Genomic DNA, 13,174 nt, shown 5'->3' with positions numbered 1-13,174 from the left:
TGCCTCACGCAGAGCGGCTGTTCTGCCGCGTGCCGCCGGCCGCGCGCGCCAGATCGGCCTGCACCATTTCCGCCACCAGATCCCTGAACCCGGTGGTGTGCGACCAGCCGAGTCTTGCCTTGGCCTTTGCGGAGTCGCCGAGCAAAAGGTCGACTTCGGTCGGCCGGAAATAGCGCGGATCGATGCGCACCAGGACAGTGCCCGAGCCGCCATCGACACCGACCTCGTCTACACCCTCGCCTTGCCAGTCTATGCTGCGTCCGGTCTCGGCAAACGCCAGTTCGACGAATTCGCGCACCGAATGCGCCTCGCCGGTCGCCAGCACGAAATCGTCGGCTTCGCTGTGCTGCAGAATGCGCCACATGCCCTCAACATAGTCGCGTGCATGGCCCCAGTCACGCTTGGCATCGATGTTGCCGAGATAGAGCGTATCCTGCAGGCCGTGATGGATCGAGGCCACGGCCCGCGTGATCTTGCGGGTGACGAAGGTTTCACCGCGCGTCGGGCTTTCGTGGTTGAACAGGATGCCGTTGGCCGCAAACATGCCATAGGCCTCGCGGTAATTGACCGTGATCCAGTAGGCGTAGAGCTTGGCCGCCGCATAGGGCGAACGCGGATGGAACGGCGTCGTTTCGCTTTGCGGGATTTCCCGCGCCTTGCCGTAAAGCTCCGAGGTCGAGGCCTGGTAGAAACGCACCGACCTCTCCATGCCGAGGATGCGGATCGCCTCCAGCAGCCTGAGCGTGCCCAGCGCGTCGGCATTGCCGGTGTATTCCGGCGTCTCGAAACTCACCTGGACATGGCTCTGGGCGCCGAGATTGTAGATCTCGCTGGGCCGCGTCTCCTGCACCAGGCGGATGAGGTTGGTTGCGTCGGTCAGGTCGCCATAATGCAGGAAGAAGCGCGCACCACGCTCATGCGGATCGACATAGATGTCGTCGACGCGCTCGGTGTTGAACGAAGACGAGCGGCGTTTGACCCCATGGACAATATAGCCCTTCTGCAGAAGCAGTTCTGCAAGATAGGCCCCGTCCTGCCCGGTTACACCGGTGATGAGCGCCACTTTGTCCGTCATTGCCGCGTTCGTCCGCATCTAATCCCGGCAACGGAATACAGATTTGAAGCAAGAACGCAAATCCCCCATACGGGGGATACTTTTCAGCCGGCGATTGTGTCGTCCTCAGACACCTGCAACCGCGCAGAAATGCTTCATTCTGGCCAGCGCGAGCGTGGGATCGGCGAGCAACCCTGCCTGGTCGGCAAGGCGAAAGATGTCGGCGTAGTGCAGGATACCGCGCGCCGACTGCATGCCGCCGACCATGGCGAAATGATCCTGATGGCCGTTGAGCCAGGCCATGAAGACGATGCCGGCCTTGTAGTACTCGGTCGGCGCCTCGAAGATTTTGCGCGACAGCGGCACTGTCGGCGCCATCAGCGCATCATAGCCGGCGCGGTCACCATCAGCCAGTTTCGCCAGGGCCGCGTTGGCGACCGGGGCGATGGTGTCGAAAATGCCGAGCAAGGCATGCGAATGCCGCTTCCCGTCACCGGCGATCAGCTCGGGGTAGTTGAAGTCGTCGCCGGTGAACATGACGACGCCTTCCGGCAATCGGTTGCGCAAGGCGACTTCCTTGCCGGCATCGAGGAGCGATATCTTTATCCCCTCGACCTTATCAGCGTGGCGCTCGATGATGGCGACGACGGTGTCGAGCGCAGCCTCGAAATTCCCGCTGCCCCAATAGCCCTTCAGGGCCGGATCGAACATGTCGCCCAGCCAGTGCAGGATGACCTTGCCGGAGGCCTGACTGAGGATGCGGTCGTAGACTCTGATATAGTCGTCCGGGCCTTTGGCGACCGCCGCCAGCGCTCGGCTGGCCATCATGATCGCCTTGCCGCCCTCGCCTTCGACGAAGGCGAACTGCTCCTCATAGGCAGCGATCACGTCATCGAGCGTTCTGGCATTGCCCGGCGCCAGGTGATCGGTGCCGGCGCCGGACGCGAGGTCGGCGCCTTCGACACTGCGCGCCTCGGCGATCGCACGGCGGATCAATTCCTTGGCATTTGTCCAGTCGAAGCCCATGCCGCGCTGCGAGGTGTCCATCGCTTCGGCGATGCGGAAGCCAAGCCGCCACAGATGGTGGCGGAACGCCATTGTCTTGTCCCAGTCGACCACAGGGCGCGACCACGGATCGGTCATGGCAAAAGGATCGGCGACGACATGGGCTGCGGCATAGGCGATGCGCGGGAAAACCGCACCGATCCTGGGCTCCACCGGGTGGCCCACGAGCTTGTAGCTGACGCGGCCGCCATTCTCCGCAGGCAGGGTGATATCCATGGCAACCTCCGTTTGCGGTACTCTATAAATGGAACGTTCCAATAAATCAAGAACCTTTATGATTCCGGCGATTGAACCGGTACAAACGCCAAAAGGAGGCTAAGTCCCTTGTTGTGCACCCATATCGATCAATTTTTCAGCCCTCGTCAGAATCCCGATTGACTCTCGTTTGGCACAGTGATTAGAACGTTCCAATAGATTTGCCAATTCAGGCGGAGGAAACAAGCGTATGGCCAGCCGGGCCAAGGCAACGATCCTGGACATTGCCCGCGAGGCCGGCGTGTCCAAATCGACGGTGTCGCTCGTGCTGCAGGGCAGCGGGCTGATCCGGCCTGAGACCGCGGTCAAGGTTCGCAAGGCGATCGAGGATGTCGGCTATGTCTACAACCGCGGCGCCGCCAATCTGCGCAAAGCCCACTCCAACGTCATCGGCATGGTCATCAACGATCTCACCAACCCCTTTTTCGCCGAACTGGCGGTCGGCATGGAGCGTGTGTTCCAGTCGGCCGGCATCGTGCCCTTCATCGCCAACACGGCGGAGAATCCGGTGCGCCAGGAGGAAGTGCTGAAGTCGCTGATGGAACAGGGCGTCGCCGGGCTGATCGTCTCGCCGGCGCGCGGCACCACGCCAGGCGCCTTCCGCCGCCTCGAGACGGCCGGCGTGCCGGTGGTCTTTGCCATGCGCCGGCTGCCGGACAGCCGTATCCCTGTCATTGCCCCCGACAACCATCGCGGCGCGTACCTCGCCGCCGCCCATCTCATCGGCAAGGGCCATCGCCGGCTGGCCTTCTTCGGCGGCACCTCCGATCTGGTCGTCTATCAGGAGCGCCTGGGCGGTTTTCGCGAGGCATGCGAAACGCTTGGCATTGCCAGGCGTGACGTGCTCATCGTCGAAGGCGAGACCAGCCGCAGGGGCGGCATCGCCTGCCTGGAAACCGCCCTTGCCATGGCAGAGCCGCCGACGGCGGCCCTGTGTTTCAATGACGCAGTCGCCTTCGGCGTCATGCTGGCGCTGCGCAAGCGCGGGCTGGAGCCCGGCGCTGATTTCGCCGTCGTCGGCTTCGACGATGTGGTCGAGGCCGAGCATTACATGCCGGCGCTGACCAGCGTCTCGGTGGACACGGCAGGCCTTGGCGAGCGCGCCGCCCACGTCATGCTGAAGATGATCCAGTCGCGCACCACGCGCGCCGAGGACCATATCGGCGCCGTCAATCTGGTCGTCAGGGACAGCTGCGGTCCCGATCGCCGCGCCAGGCCAGCAGGAATGGGAGACGCGGCATGAGCGTCAGATGGGGACTGATCGGCGCCAGCACGATCGCCAGACAATTCATGATCAACGCCATCCGCGCGCAAGAGGGTGGCGAGATATCAGCGGTGATGAGCTCCAGTCCGGAGCGGGCCAAGACCTACGCCGCTGAACACAACATCCCGTTTGCCGTCTCGACGCTTGACGATTTGCTGGGCGCCGACATCGACGCCGTGTACATCTCGACCACCAACGAACTGCATCTCGAGCAGGCCCTGGCCGCGATCAAGGCGGGAAAGCATGTTCTGTGCGAAAAGCCGCTGGCGCTGACCAGCACTGACGCACGCACAATAGTCGCCGCGGCGAAGGCTGCCGGCGTCGTCCTTGGCACCAACCACCATCTGCGCAATGCCGGCGCCCACCGCGCCTTGCGCGACGCCATATCGGCCGGCCGCATCGGCAAGCCGATCGCCGCCCGCGTCTTCCACGCTGTTTACCTGCCAGAGAACCTGCAGGGCTGGCGCATTACAAAGCCCGAAGCCGGCGGCGGCGTGGTGCTCGACATCACCGTGCACGATGCCGACACACTGCGCTTCGTGCTTGGCGACGACCCGATCGAGATTTCCGCCTTCACCCAATCGGCCGGCATGGCCGGTAGCGGGTTGGAAGATGGCGCCATGTGCATCTGGCGCTTCAGGTCCGGCGTGATTGCCCAATCGCATGAAGGCTTCACCACGAAGTTCGCCGACACCGGCTTCGAGGTGCATGGTTCCGAAGGTTCGCTGATCGCCAAGAATGTGATGACGCAGAAGCCGGTCGGCTCGGTGCTGCTGCGCACCGCCAAGGGCGAGGAAGAGCTGAGCTTCGACCGCGAAGACCTCTATGTCAGGTCGCTGCGCCAGTTCCACGCCGCCATAAGCGGCAAAGGCCAGCCCTCCGCCACCGGCGAGGACGGCGTCTGGTCACTGGCCTCAGCCGAAGCCGCGCTGCAGTCGGAGAAATCCGGCAAGGCGGTCGCCATCGACCCGAAGCTTGGGAGCGTGAAGTGAGCAAGGTCGTCTCAGCACAGCAGGCAGCCGGCCTGATCAGAGATGGCATGACCGTGTCTGTCTCCTCGTCGAGCGGTCTTGGCTGCCCGGACGCGGTGCTCGCCGCCATCGGCGAGCGCTTCGACACTGAAGGTCATCCCAAGGGTATCACCACCCTGCACCCGATCGCCGCCGGCGACATGTACGGCATCAAGGGCATCGACCATCTGGCCAAGCCCGGCCTGCTGAAGCGAACTTTGTGCGGCTCCTATCCCTCGGGCCCCTCCTCGTCCGAACCGCCGCAGATATGGAAGATGATCGGCGACAATTCGGTCGCAGCCTACAATGTGCCCTCTGGCATCCTGTTCGACATGCATCGCGAAGCCGCCGCCAAGCGGCCGGGCGTGCTGACCAAGGTCGGCCTCGACACCTTCGCCGACCCGCGCCATCAAGGCTGTGCCATGAATGCGGCGGCTAGCGAGCCGATCGTCTCGGTGCAGCAGTTCGACGGCGAGGAATGGCTCTATTTCCGCTCGATCGTGCCCAACATCTCGATCATCCGGGCGACCACAGCAGACGAGCGCGGCAACCTCACCTATGAACATGAAGGCGCCTATCTCGGCGGCCTCGAACAGGCGCTCGCCGCCCGCAACAATGGCGGCATCGTCATCGCGCAGGTCAAGCGCGTCGTCGAAAACGGCACGCTTAAGCCGCATGATGTGCGCGTGCCCGGCGTGCTGGTCGACCATATCGTGATTGCGCCCGACCAGTTGCAGACGACGCTGACGCCTTACGATCCGGCGATCTCGGGCGAGATCTTCCGACCGCTGTCGAGCTTCCGCAACGCCGAGATGAACGTGCAGAAGGTGATCGCGCGCCGCGTTGCGATGGAGCTTCGCGACGGCATGGCCGTCAACATCGGCTTCGGCATCTCCGCCAATGTGCCGCGCATCCTTCTTGAGGAAGGCCAGCACGGCAAGGTCACCTGGGTGATCGAACAAGGCGCGGTCGGCGGCGTGCCGCTGCTCGACTTCAAGTTCGGCTGCGCCTCCAACGCCGAGGCTATCATGCCCTCGCCGCACCAGTTCATCTATTTCCAGGCTGGCGGCTTCGACGCCTCGTTGCTGTCCTTCCTGCAGATCGACCGCCACGGCTCGGTCAACGTGTCGAAACTGTCGGCACGGCCGCATGTCACCGCCGGCGCCGGCGGCTTTGTCGACATCACCGCGCGGGCGAAGAAGATCGTCTTCTCCGGCTTCTTCAACGCCGGCGCCAAACTGTCGCTCGCCGATGGCGGCATCCGCATCGACGCCGAAGGTAAGGTAAAGAAGGTGGTCAACGAGGTCGAGCACATCTCCTTCTCCGGCAAGCGCGCGGTCGCGCAAGGGCAGGACATCACCTACGTCACCGAGCGTTGCGTGATGAAGCTGACGCCGGACGGACTGATGGTGACCGAACTGGCGCCCGGCATCGACCTCGAGCGCGATGTGCTGGCGCAGTCCGAGACACCGCTCGGCGTTGCCAACGACCTCAAGGTGACGCCGACGGCACTCTATCACGACCGGCCGATCGGCCTGTCGCTCAATGGCGGCGCTTCGCTTGGAGGCGCGCATGGCTGAGCGCCTCGTCACCTTCGAGCAGGACGGTCCCATCGGCACCGTGACGCTGCGCCGGCCGGAAAAGTTCAACGCGCTGAACATTCCGATGCTGCGCGCTCTCGAAGCAGCGCTCGACGACGCGGAGATGGCTGAAGGCGTGCGCGTCGTGCTGATCCGTGGCGAAGGCAAAGGCTTTTGCGCCGGTGGCGACGTCGAGGCCTGGGCGCAAATGAGCGCCGCCGATTTCCAGGTGCAATGGGTGCGCTATGGCCACCGCGTCTTCGACCGGCTGGCCAGACTGCGGCAGCCGACCATCGCCGTTCTGTCCGGACATGCGCTGGGCGGCGGACTGGAACTGGCGGTCGCCTGCGACTTCCGCGTTGCCGAAACCCAGATCAAGCTCGGCTTCCCCGAGACGTCGATCGGCGTCGTCCCAGGCTGGTCCGGCACGCAGCGCGCCGTGCGCCGCCTCGGTGCGCAGGTCGTGCGCCGCATGGCGCTCGGTGGCGAGGTTTTTGCCGCCCCCGACGCGCTTGCCCTCGGCATCGTCGACCGCGTGGTCGAGACCGGCCAGGCGCTCGCCGAAGCCAAGGCATGGGGAGAAAAGATCGCCGAGCGCGGACCGCTCGCAACCGAAGCCGCCAAGCTGATGATCGCTGTCGCCGAAGGCGAGGACAGTGCCGCCGCGACCGAGGCGCTCGCCAGCGGTTTCATTGCGCTCACCGGCGACCTCAAGGCCGGCGTCGACGCCTTCAAGGCCAAGCAGAAGCCGGCCTTTTCGAGATCCTAGAGAAAGCACGATGAACGCACCGCTCAACATTTCCATGCCGACTGAGGCGTCCAAGGCGCCGAAGGCTTACAAGCTGCTGATCGACGGCAAGCACGTCGATGCACGCGACGGCCGCACGCTGGAGCGCAACAGTCCCGGCCACGGCTTCACCGTTTCGCGCTATGCGCAGGCCGGCGAGGCCGAAGTGGAAGCGGCGATGCAGGCGGCGCACAAGGCTTTCGAGACCGGCCCCTGGCCGCGCATGAAGGCGGCCGAACGCGCCGCCATCCTGCTCAAGGCGGCCGATCTGATCGAGGCCCGACTCGAAGACATCGCCCGCCTCGATGCACTGGAATCCGGCAAGCCGATCGCCCAGGCGCGCGGCGAGATCGGCGGTGCCGTCGACATCTGGCGCTATGCCGCCTCGCTCGCCCGCACGCTGCACGGCGAGAGCTACGCCAATCTCGGCGACGCCATGCTGGGTGTCGTGCTGCGCGAACCGATCGGTGTCGTATCGATCATCACGCCGTGGAATTTCCCCTTCCTCATCGTCAGCCAGAAACTGCCCTTCGCGCTGGCCGCCGGTTGTACAGCGGTGGTCAAGCCGAGCGAAATGACCTCGGCCTCGACCTTCGTGCTCGGCGACATCCTGATGCAGGCCGGCCTGCCCGCCGGCGTCGTCAACATCCTTGCCGGCCTCGGCGCCGATGTCGGGGCGCCCATGGTCAGCCATCCGCTGGTCGAGATGGTGTCGTTCACCGGCTCGACCCGCGTCGGCAAGATGACCATGGCGTCCGCCGCGCAGTCGCTGAAGAAAGTCTCGATGGAACTCGGCGGCAAGAACGGCCAGATCGTCTTCCCCGATGCCGATCTTGAGTCTGCCGCGGATGCGGCGGTGTTCGGCGGCTTCTTCAATGCCGGCGAATGCTGCAATGCCGGCAGCCGGCTCATCGTGCATGAGGCGATCGCCGACGATTTCCTCGCCACTGTTAAGGCCCTGACCGCCAAGGTGAGGGTCGGCGATCCGCTCGACGACCGCACCAAGGTCGGCGCGATGATTTCCGCCGATCATCTGAATAAAGTCGCGGGTTACGTCACGGCAGCCGCGAGCGGCGGCAGCGATGTCTATAGCGGGGGCGGCCAACTGGCCTCCAATGCCGGCCAATACCTCGATCCGACCATTATCCGCGGCGTTACCGAGGACATGGCCATTGCGCGCGAGGAAGTGTTCGGGCCGGTGCTCTCGGTGCTGACTTTTGAAACGATTGAAAAGGCGTTGCACATCGCCAACAACACGCCTTATGGTCTGTCGGCAGGGGTGTGGAGCGCCAGCATCGACACCTGTATGTCGGTGGCGCGTGGTGTGCGTTCGGGGACGGTCTGGGTGAACACATTCATGGAAGGCTACCCCGAGCTGCCATTCGGGGGCTACAAGCAGTCCGGCATCGGACGCGAACTCGGCAAACGCGCTGTCGAGGATTATACCGAGGAAAAGACAATCCAGTTTCATCGCGGCCAGCGCACCGGTTGGTGGGTCGGCTGAGTTTGGAAGAACCCGGTGGGCTTTCACCGGTCGTGTAATGCAACAAGGGAGGTAGTACATGTTGCGCAAACTGCTTATCGGAACGGCTCTGGCGACGACCTTTGCTTTCTCGGCGCATGCCGAGGACGTCAAGGAAGTTCAGATGCTGCATTGGTGGACGTCGGGCGGCGAAGCGGCTGCTCTCAACGTCCTCAAGGGCGACCTGGCCAAGGAAGGCTATGCCTGGAAAGACGTGCCGGTGGCCGGCGGTGGCGGCGACGCCGCCATGACCGCGCTGAAGGCAATGGTCGCGGCCGGCAATTACCCGACCGCATCGCAGATGCTCGGCTACACCGTGCTCGACTACGCGGCGGCCGGCGTCATGGGCGATCTGACCGAGACGGCGAAGAAGGAAGGCTGGGACAAGTCGGTTCCGGCAGCCCTGCAGAAGTTCTCCGTCTATGACGGCAAGTGGGTCGCGGCTCCGGTCAACGTCCACTCCGTCAACTGGCTGTGGATCAACAAGGCGGTGATGGACAAGATCGGCGGCGCCGAGCCGAAGACCTTCGACGACTTCGTCGCTCTGCTCGACAAGGCCAAGGCGGCCGGCGTCATCCCGCTCGCTCTCGGCGGCCAGAACTGGCAGGAAGCCACCATGTTCGACTCGGTCGTGCTTTCGACCGGCGGACCTGAGTTCTACAAGAAGGCCTTCAACGATCTCGACGACGCTTCGCTCAAATCCGACACGATGAAGAAGTCGTTCGACAACCTCGCCAAGCTCGTCACCTATGTCGACCCGAACTTCTCGGGCCGCGACTGGAACCTGGCCACCGCCATGGTCATCAAGGGCGACGCTCTTGTCCAGGTCATGGGCGACTGGGCCAAGGGTGAGTTCCACGCCGCCAACAAGACCCCGGGCACGGACTTCCTGTGCTATCGCTTCCCGGGCACCGACGGCTCCGTGATCTACAACTCCGACATGTTCGGCATGTTCAACGTTCCGGACGACCGCAAGGCCGCCCAGGTCGCGCTGGCCACCGCAACCCTGTCGAAGAGCTTCCAGTCGGCCTTCAACGTCGTCAAGGGTTCGGTTCCGGCCCGTACCGACGTTCCGGACACCGACTTCGACGCTTGCGGCAAGAAGGGCATCGCCGACCTGAAGGCCGCCAACGACGGCGGCACGCTGTTCGGCTCGCTGGCCCAGGGTTATGGCGCGCCTCCGGCGGTCGCCAATGCCTACAAGGACGTCGTGTCGAAATTCGTCCACGGTCAGATCAAGACCTCGGATGAAGCCGTGACCGAACTGGTCAAGGCAATCGACGACGCCAAGTAAGCGCTAGCCACCAAAACACCTTCCCCGCTTCGGCGGGGAAGGTTTCACCTCAGGATTGGCCGGCTAGCGCAATTCCAGGAAAAGTGTGAGCGGTTTTCCGTCCGGAATTGCGCAAAAGAAAGAGATAGAGCGGTTCGCCGTTTCCGTGAAACGGTGAAAACGCTCTTGAACACCATGCCGACCAAAGACCCGTATGCACGGGGCCGCCTTGCCGCCTGACGGCAGAGCATGGACGACCCGAAACGGGAGGAGCCTCATGAGTGTAGCGACAAGCCAGATCAAGCTGACGCCGGAGCGGTCGCGCCCCTCGGTGCGCTCGCGCCTGCAGGATGCGCTGCCGAAGATCGTGCTGGCGCCGAGCTTCGCCATCACCATCGTCTTCGTCTACGGCTTCATCCTGTGGACGATCTATCTGTCCTTTACCAACTCCAAGACCTTCCCGTCCTATGTCATCACCGGACCGCGCGCCTATCAACGGCTGTGGGGCTGGACTTTCGACTCCGACCCGCCATCGAGCTGGTACACGTCGATCGTCAATATGGGCATCTTCGGCTTTCTCTACATCGCCATCTGCCTGGCGCTCGGCCTGTTCCTGGCCATCCTGCTCGACCAGAAGATCCGCGGCGAAGGGGTGTTGCGGCCGATCTATCTCTACCCGATGGCGCTGTCCTTCATCGTCACCGGCGTCGCCTGGAAATGGTTCCTCGATCCCGGTCTCGGCCTCGAGCAGACCCTGCATCAGTGGGGCTGGACGAGCTTCCATTTCGACTGGATCAAGAACAAGGATTTCGTCATCTACACGGTGGTCATAGCCGGCGTCTGGCAGGCTTCCGGCTTTATCATGGCGATGTTCCTGGCCGGCCTGCGCGGCATTGACGGCGAGATCATGAAGGCGGCGCAGATCGACGGCGCCACCACCTTCCAGCTCTACCGCCGCATCGTCATTCCGCTGCTGCGGCCGATCTTCCTGTCGGCCTTCATCGTGCTCGCCCACCTTGCCATCAAGTCGTACGATCTGGTCGTCGCGCTGACCAGCGGCGGCCCCGGCGGATCGGCCTGGCTGCCGTCCAACTTCATGTATGAGTACACCTTCAAGCGCAACGAAATGGCCGTCGGCTCGGCAAGTGCGGTGATCATGCTGATGACCATCGTCGCCATCATCGTGCCCTATCTCTATTCGGAACTGCGGGAGAAACCGCGATGAGCGCTGTCGCCACCCCTGCCCGCCAGGCCTCCGGCGGCATGAGCACCAAGACCCTCAACCGCATCGTCATCTACGGGCTGCTGGCGCTGTTTGCGCTGTTCTATCTAATGCCGCTGTTCGTCATGCTGGTGACGTCGTTCAAGACCATGGACGAGATCCAGAACGGCAACATGCTGGCGCTGCCCAAGGCGCCGACCTTCGACCCGTGGATAAAGGCGTGGAGCGAAGTTTGCTCGGGCCTGACCTGCGTCGGCATGAAGGGCTATTTCTGGAACTCCATCAAGATGGTGGTGCCGGCGGTGCTGATCTCCACACTGCTCGGCGCGCTCAACGGCTACGTGCTGACCAAATGGCGCTTCCGCGGCCATACGCTGGTCTTCGCGATGATGCTGTTTGCCTGCTTTATCCCGTTCCAGTCGGTGCTCTTGCCGATGGCGACGATCCTCGGCAGCTTCGGCCGCTTCGGCGTTACCCTGCAGAACGCGACCGGTTTCAATTTCGGCCTCGGCAATTCGACCGTCAATCTCGTCTTCGTCCACGTGGTCTACGGCATTGGCTTCACCACGCTGTTCTTCCGTAACTATTACGAAGCGTTCCCCAACGAGCTGATCAAGGCGGCACAGGTCGACGGCGCCTCGTTCTTCCAGATCTTCCGCCGCATCATGCTGCCCAACTCGCTGCCGATCATCGTTGTCACCGTGATCTACCAGTTCACCAACATCTGGAACGACTTCCTGTTCGCCTCGGCCTATGCCGGCTCCGGCGACGTGATGCCGATGACGGTGGCGCTGAACAACGTCGTCAACACCTCGACCGGCGTCGTCGAATACAACGTCAACATGGCGGCCGCGATGATCGCGGCTCTGCCCACCCTGATCGTCTATGTCGTCGCCGGCCGCTATTTCGTGCGCGGGCTGATGGCCGGCGCGGTCAAAGGCTAAGCTATCAGGAAGGAACTACCCATGGCTTTTCTGGAAATTGATGGGCTGAAGAAGCGCTTCGGGAATGTTGAAATCCTGAAGGGTATCGATGTCGAGCTCGAAAAGGGCGGCTTCCTGGTTCTGGTCGGCCCGTCCGGCTGCGGCAAGTCCACCTTGCTCAACACCATCGCCGGCCTGGAGCAGATCACCGAGGGCGAGATCCGCGTTGACGGCCGCGCCATCAACGATCTGCATCCGTCCAAGCGCGATATCGCCATGGTGTTCCAGAGCTACGCGCTCTACCCGAACATGACGGTGGCCGGAAACATCTCCTTCGGCATGGAGATGCGCGGCGTGCCGGCCGACGAGCGCCAGAAGGCGATCGACAAGGTGGCCAAGGTCTTGCAGATTGGCCATCTCCTGCAGCGCAAGCCGAGCCAGCTTTCGGGCGGCCAGCGCCAGCGCGTCGCCATGGGCCGGGCGCTGGTGCGCGACCCAAAACTGTTCCTGTTCGACGAGCCGTTGTCCAACCTCGACGCCAAATTGCGTGTCGACATGCGCATCGAGATCAAGCGCCTGCATGCCACCACCGGCACGACAATCGTCTACGTCACCCACGACCAGATCGAAGCGATGACGCTGGCCACCAAGATCGCCGTCATGCGCGACGGCGAGGTGCAGCAGTTCGGGACCCCGGCCGAGATCTACAACAACCCGACCAATTTGTTCGTTGCCGACTTCATGGGCTCGCCAGCGATGAACCTTATCCCGGCGACCATCGCCACGTCAGGCAATGCGCTGTCCGTCGTGCTGCAGCGCGAGGCGCGCGAGCCGATCACTCTGCCGATGGCCAATGCGCCGACAGGTCTTTCGGCCTTCCAGGGCAAGCCGATCATCTTCGGCGTGCGGCCCGAAGCGCTGACCGATCCGGAAGGCGCCGAACGCAACGCTTCCAACATCGCCACCGCCGACCTCCACATCGAAGTCGTCGAGCCGGCGGGCTCCGACACGTTCGCGGTCACCAATCTCGGCGGCAAGCCCGTTGTGGCGCGGTTGCGTGCCGACGCCAACATCCAACCGGGCACCAGCACGCCGCTCGCCTTCAACCTGACCAAGGCAGTGTTCTTCGATCCGGCGACCGAGAGCCGCATTCGCTGATGTATGTCGCCCAAAAGTGGATCCGGTTTTGGGGCAACGACATGCATCAAAACAAAAAACC

Annotated in this window: 11 protein-coding genes; 9 read left to right on the top strand and 2 right to left on the bottom strand. The window is 63.4% G+C overall.

Translation table 11 applies throughout. From position 1 onward, the window contains the following. Positions 1 to 4: 4 nt before the first annotated feature. Both gmd and H0241_RS10985 read right to left on the bottom strand, forming a co-directional pair. Positions 5 to 1,075: a GDP-mannose 4,6-dehydratase gene (gene gmd / locus H0241_RS10990; protein WP_181057440.1), complete on the bottom strand. Its 1,071-nt coding sequence runs from the start codon at positions 1,073 to 1,075 to the stop codon at positions 5 to 7. Positions 1,076 to 1,180: 105 nt separating this feature from the next. Then, positions 1,181 to 2,335, bottom strand: a complete 1,155-nt coding sequence (locus H0241_RS10985; RefSeq protein ID WP_181057439.1) for a dihydrodipicolinate synthase family protein — start codon at positions 2,333 to 2,335, stop codon at positions 1,181 to 1,183. A gap of 229 nt (positions 2,336 to 2,564) precedes the next feature. Between H0241_RS10985 and H0241_RS10980 the strand changes: the two genes are divergently transcribed. From H0241_RS10980 to H0241_RS10940, 9 genes are all read left to right on the top strand, one after another. After that, positions 2,565 to 3,617: a LacI family DNA-binding transcriptional regulator gene (locus H0241_RS10980; RefSeq protein WP_181057438.1), complete on the top strand. Its 1,053-nt coding sequence runs from the start codon at positions 2,565 to 2,567 to the stop codon at positions 3,615 to 3,617. Next, a complete protein-coding gene (locus tag H0241_RS10975; protein ID WP_181057437.1) occupies positions 3,614 to 4,630 on the top strand; it encodes a Gfo/Idh/MocA family protein in 1,017 nt (338 codons plus the stop codon). Before H0241_RS10980 ends, H0241_RS10975 begins: the two co-directional genes overlap by 4 nt. Next, positions 4,627 to 6,228, top strand: a complete 1,602-nt coding sequence (locus tag H0241_RS10970) for an acyl CoA:acetate/3-ketoacid CoA transferase (RefSeq protein ID WP_181057436.1) — start codon at positions 4,627 to 4,629, stop codon at positions 6,226 to 6,228. Before H0241_RS10975 ends, H0241_RS10970 begins: the two co-directional genes overlap by 4 nt. Next, positions 6,221 to 6,997: an enoyl-CoA hydratase/isomerase family protein gene (locus H0241_RS10965; RefSeq protein ID WP_181057435.1), complete on the top strand. Its 777-nt coding sequence runs from the start codon at positions 6,221 to 6,223 to the stop codon at positions 6,995 to 6,997. Before H0241_RS10970 ends, H0241_RS10965 begins: the two co-directional genes overlap by 8 nt. A gap of 10 nt (positions 6,998 to 7,007) precedes the next feature. Then, a complete protein-coding gene (locus H0241_RS10960) occupies positions 7,008 to 8,519 on the top strand; it encodes an aldehyde dehydrogenase family protein (protein WP_181057434.1) in 1,512 nt (503 codons plus the stop codon). A 58-nt stretch (positions 8,520 to 8,577) separates the two neighbouring features. Next, on the top strand, positions 8,578 to 9,831 hold the full coding sequence (locus H0241_RS10955) for an ABC transporter substrate-binding protein (RefSeq protein ID WP_181057433.1): 1,254 nt from the start codon (positions 8,578 to 8,580) through the stop codon (positions 9,829 to 9,831). Positions 9,832 to 10,087: 256 nt separating this feature from the next. Then, the gene (locus H0241_RS10950) at positions 10,088 to 11,035 is read left to right on the top strand and encodes a carbohydrate ABC transporter permease (protein WP_235984225.1); all 948 of its coding nucleotides are present in this window, start codon (positions 10,088 to 10,090) and stop codon (positions 11,033 to 11,035) included. Next, positions 11,032 to 11,976, top strand: a complete 945-nt coding sequence (locus H0241_RS10945) for a carbohydrate ABC transporter permease (RefSeq protein ID WP_181057431.1) — start codon at positions 11,032 to 11,034, stop codon at positions 11,974 to 11,976. The genes H0241_RS10950 and H0241_RS10945 overlap by 4 nt, the downstream gene beginning before the upstream one ends. A gap of 21 nt (positions 11,977 to 11,997) precedes the next feature. After that, on the top strand, positions 11,998 to 13,113 hold the full coding sequence (locus H0241_RS10940; protein WP_181057430.1) for an ABC transporter ATP-binding protein: 1,116 nt from the start codon (positions 11,998 to 12,000) through the stop codon (positions 13,111 to 13,113). Positions 13,114 to 13,174 lie beyond the last annotated feature (61 nt).

The sequence above is a fragment of the Mesorhizobium neociceri genome (assembly GCF_013520985.1).
Classification (GTDB): domain Bacteria; phylum Pseudomonadota; class Alphaproteobacteria; order Rhizobiales; family Rhizobiaceae; genus Mesorhizobium; species Mesorhizobium neociceri.
The sequence above is the reverse complement of the archived record's forward strand: the minus strand, read 5'-3'. Positions and strand labels throughout refer to the sequence as shown.

What these genes read in the sequence shown, in the direction of transcription:
- H0241_RS10980 (WP_181057438.1), top strand. Translation starts at nt 2,565, where the DNA reads ATGGCCAGCCGGGCCAAGGCAACGATCCTGGACATTGCCCGCGAGGCC.
- H0241_RS10965 (WP_181057435.1), top strand. Translation starts at nt 6,221, where the DNA reads ATGGCTGAGCGCCTCGTCACCTTCGAGCAGGACGGTCCCATCGGCACC.
- gmd (WP_181057440.1), bottom strand. Translation starts at nt 1,075, where the DNA reads ATGACGGACAAAGTGGCGCTCATCACCGGTGTAACCGGGCAGGACGGG.
- H0241_RS10940 (WP_181057430.1), top strand. Translation starts at nt 11,998, where the DNA reads ATGGCTTTTCTGGAAATTGATGGGCTGAAGAAGCGCTTCGGGAATGTT.
- H0241_RS10960 (WP_181057434.1), top strand. Translation starts at nt 7,008, where the DNA reads ATGAACGCACCGCTCAACATTTCCATGCCGACTGAGGCGTCCAAGGCG.
- H0241_RS10945 (WP_181057431.1), top strand. Translation starts at nt 11,032, where the DNA reads ATGAGCGCTGTCGCCACCCCTGCCCGCCAGGCCTCCGGCGGCATGAGC.
- H0241_RS10985 (WP_181057439.1), bottom strand. Translation starts at nt 2,335, where the DNA reads ATGGATATCACCCTGCCTGCGGAGAATGGCGGCCGCGTCAGCTACAAG.
- H0241_RS10955 (WP_181057433.1), top strand. Translation starts at nt 8,578, where the DNA reads ATGTTGCGCAAACTGCTTATCGGAACGGCTCTGGCGACGACCTTTGCT.
- H0241_RS10975 (WP_181057437.1), top strand. Translation starts at nt 3,614, where the DNA reads ATGAGCGTCAGATGGGGACTGATCGGCGCCAGCACGATCGCCAGACAA.
- H0241_RS10950 (WP_235984225.1), top strand. Translation starts at nt 10,088, where the DNA reads ATGAGTGTAGCGACAAGCCAGATCAAGCTGACGCCGGAGCGGTCGCGC.